The organism is Paracoccus nototheniae (assembly GCF_004335005.1).
Lineage (GTDB): Bacteria > Pseudomonadota > Alphaproteobacteria > Rhodobacterales > Rhodobacteraceae > Paracoccus > Paracoccus nototheniae.
Map to the genome: position 1 here is coordinate 1 of NZ_RQRT01000143.1, position 3,551 is coordinate 3,551.

Consider the following 3,551-nt stretch of genomic DNA (forward strand, 5'->3'; position numbering starts at 1 on the left):
CCATTGCGCCGCCATGCCAGATGCGCCGCCGCCGCCGCACGCAGGGCGATCAGATCGCCCGCCGCCGCCGCCCGGCGCATCGCCGCCGCATGGGGGCCGGGGCGCAGCGCCCGCATCCCGCGCCCAAGCGCGGGCAGCCGGCCGCGCAGCAGGACCACCAGCGCGATCGCCCCGCCCAGCAACGCCAGCCCCGCCATCTGCCAGCGCAGCGCCGGACCGGTCCCCGATCCCGCGCCCGAGGCCGTGGTGAAGCCCGCAAAGCCAAAGGGGATCGGCTTCATTGCCACGACCTCGACCCGGCGGCTGTCGGTGTCGAACCACGCAAAGGGGATCGCGGGAAGGACGCCCGGCTCTCCGGTGCGGGGGCGCATCTGCCATTCCCAGACCACGCGGGCGACGGGGCCGCCGGGGGTGGGGATCGTCTCGCGCGTCTCGGGCAGGGTGAAACTGATCAGCCAGGGCTGGGTGATGTCGGGGCGAGGCGGCAGGTGATGGGCCATGGCGCCCAAAGCCTCGATGGTGACGCGGCGGGTCAGGATGTCTTCCTGTTCCAGACGACCGGGCGGGGCGGATAATTCATCCGTCAGGACCAGCCTGCGCGCCGTCAGGGGTCGGCTGTCCGCAGGAAACGACTTGACCGCCAGCCGCGTCGTCCCCGAGGTCACGCTGACCGGTTCGCGCACCCCGCTGCGGGTGATGTTGGTCAGATCATGGACCAGAGGGCCGATGGTCAGATCGCCCGGCTGACGTGGAAACAGCGCGATGTCGCGTTCGAAGATCTGGATCATCCGACCGCCGATGCGTTCCTGAAACCAGCGGTCGCGGTCGATCTGCATCCAGTCATAATCGTCCGAATTGGGAAAGGTCAGGCTTTCCAGCGACACGGTCAGATCATATTCGCCGCGCAGGGTCAGGCGCACCATCTCGGCCACGACGGGGTTGCCGTGATCGTGCAGGATCAGCAGCCGCGCCTCTCCGGGGGCCAGAGGCGCCGGGGTTTCGGCGCGCAGGGGGCCAGCCAGCGCAAGGGCCAGCAGCATCAGGATCAGCCGGATCACCATGGATCACCCGCCTCGGGCCGGATCAGGCCAAGTCCCGCGCGGCGGTCATGTTCGGCGCGCAGGCGCAGGGTCAGAAACTCGCCCGGATCGTCGGTGATGGTTTCCAGCCAGGCATCGCTGGCCGCCATGCCGCGCGCCTCGACGGGGCGGCGCCAGCTTTCGGCGGCGGCGTCGGACAGGGCGTTGGCGATCATCTCATCGGGGGCGGGGCGGCCGCCATGGCCCAGAATGCGGCCCGGCGCGGTGCTGTCGCCCTGATGCGGGGGCACCATCGCCGCCACCAGATCGCGGCTGGCACGGGCCTGTTCATCGGCGGGGTTGGCGAACAGCACCGCATCGAAATAGGCCATCGACAGCGGGTAGTCGCCCGTGGCGGCCAGCGACAGCGCCCGGTTGTAGGTCTGCGAGCGGCCCGCTTGGGCAAAATCCGCATCGGCCTGCGCGACATCGCCCGCCCGGTAATGCGCCACGCCCCGCGCGCCTGGATCGTCCAGCAAGGCCAGCGCCGCGCTGTCCCAGCCAAGCCGCAGCGCCACGCTGCCCAGACCCGCAGGCCCGGCATGGACCAGACCCGCGACGGCCAGGGCCAGCAGGATCGCGGTGCCTTTGGATGCGGCCCCCGTCATTGCCGCCGCCTCAGCATCTGCAACAGCGGCAGGGCGGCGAAGGCGGCCAGAAACGGCCCCAGATCGCGAAAGCCAAGCGCGCGCAGATCGGGATTGCGGCGCGGATCGCCGCCCGCCTGCAGCCGGGCCGCCAGCCGGTCGATATCGGCGGCCTGCACCACCTGCCCGCCCCCCTGCACCAGCCGGTCCAGCGCATCCGCCGCAGGCAGCGGCGCGTGTGGGGCCGCGCCGATGATCTGCACCGCCCAGATCCGCGCGCCCGCATCGGCCAGACGCCCGGCCTCGGCCACCGCCTGCCGGTCCACCCCGCCCCCGTCCGAGATCACGACCAGATCGGCCTGCCCCGCATCGGCCAGCATCTGACCCGCCAGCCCGATGGCGGCGGCGGGGCGGCTGCCCTGACCGGGCACGGTCTCGGCGTCCAGCACCGCGATCAGCGTCTGCAGCGTGCGGGGATCGGTGGTGGGCGCCGAGGCGGCATAGGCCTCTCCGCTATACAGGATCAGGCCGACGGGGCGCCCCGCCAGCCCCTGGATCAGCGCCGCCGCCGCCTGCTGCGCCTGCGTCAGCGCCGGGCCGCGCGCGACCGATGGCGACAGGTCGATGGCGATCAGCACGCTGTCGGTGCGCGCCAGAACCGGCGCATCGGCCCTGGGCAAGGCCGGGCCGGACAGGCCCAGCAGCAGCACGGCGACCGTCCCCAGGGGCAGCAGCGGCCCCCATCGCCCGGTGGTCCCGCCAAGCGCGCCAACCGCCTGCATCGCGGCCAGCATGGGCGGCGGCATGACCTGTTCCCAGCCCCCGGCCGATGGCCCGCGCCGGTCCAGCCACCATGCCAGCGCCAACAGCGGCAGCAGGCACGCCAGCCACCACGGGCGCAAAAGGACCAGACCGGTCATCCGCGTCTCCGGATGGCGGCCAGCGCCAGACAGGCGGCGGCAAGCGCGGCGGGCCAGATCCACAGCGACCGCCAATAGCGCAGCGGAGGCTGGTCGCCGGGGCTGGGTTCCAGCCGGTCCAGAGCCTCGGCCATGGCGGTCAGATCGGCGGTGTCGCGAACCCGGAACAGCGCCCCACCCGCGGTTTCCGCCACCGCGCGCAGGGTTGCCACATCGACGGCGTCGCGGGCGGTGGGGCGGGTCTCCAGATCCTCGGGGCCAAGGGCGATGGTGTGGATGCGCAGCCCATGCGTGGCCGCCAGCCGCGCCGCATCCACCGCCGGCACGCTGCCCGAGGTGTCCACCCCGTCCGACAGCAGCACCACGACCCGGCCCGGCGCCTCGCTGCCCTGCAAGCGGCGGATGGCCAGCCCCAGCCCGTCGGCAATCGCCGTGCCGCGCCCGGAAATGCCGATCTGCACCTCGTCGATGGCCTGCGCCACGGCGTCCAGATCAAAGGTCAGGGGTGCCGCCACATAGGCGCGCCCGCCAAAAATCACCAGCCCGATCCGGTCGCCCGTCCGGCTTTCCACAAAGGCCCGCGCGGTCCGCTTGACGGCCTCGAGCCTCGTGACGGGCTGGCCGTCCAGCGTGAAATCCTGTTGCTCCATGCTGCCCGACAGATCCAGCGCCAGCACGATGTCGCGCCCGCTGGCGGGAATGACCTGCGCCTGACGTTCGACCCTTGGCCCGGCCAGCGCCACGATCAGCAGCACCCAGGCCAGCGCCACCAGCCAAGGCGTGCGGTGCAGCGGCGGCAGTTGGCCGGGCGTCGCATGGGGCAGCAGGTGACCCGGCACCGCCAGCGCCGCGCGGGGCAGGATACGCGGCGGCAACAGCCAGCGCATCAGCAGCGGCAGGGGCAGCAGCGCCAGCAGGATGGGTGCGGCAAGGCTCATCGGCGCCACGCGCGGCGCAGGCGGGCC

4 protein-coding genes are annotated in these 3,551 nt (G+C 72.8%); all 4 read right to left on the reverse strand.

Features of this window, described 5'->3' with window-relative positions:
* On the reverse strand, nucleotides 1–1,061 hold a 1,061-nt coding region (locus tag EG885_RS22025), incomplete at its 3' end, for a BatD family protein (protein ID WP_131578952.1).
* Nucleotides 1,055–1,687: a hypothetical protein gene (locus tag EG885_RS22030; protein ID WP_131578954.1), complete on the reverse strand. Its 633-nt coding sequence runs from the start codon at nucleotides 1,685–1,687 to the stop codon at nucleotides 1,055–1,057. The genes EG885_RS22030 and EG885_RS22025, both read right to left, overlap by 7 nt.
* Nucleotides 1,684–2,586: a vWA domain-containing protein gene (locus tag EG885_RS22035; RefSeq protein ID WP_131578956.1), complete on the reverse strand. Its 903-nt coding sequence runs from the start codon at nucleotides 2,584–2,586 to the stop codon at nucleotides 1,684–1,686. Before EG885_RS22035 ends, EG885_RS22030 begins: the two co-directional genes overlap by 4 nt.
* The gene (locus EG885_RS22040) at nucleotides 2,583–3,524 is read right to left on the reverse strand and encodes a VWA domain-containing protein (protein ID WP_131578958.1); all 942 of its coding nucleotides are present in this window, start codon (nucleotides 3,522–3,524) and stop codon (nucleotides 2,583–2,585) included. The genes EG885_RS22035 and EG885_RS22040 overlap by 4 nt, the downstream gene beginning before the upstream one ends.
* Nucleotides 3,525–3,551: the final 27 nt, after the last annotated feature.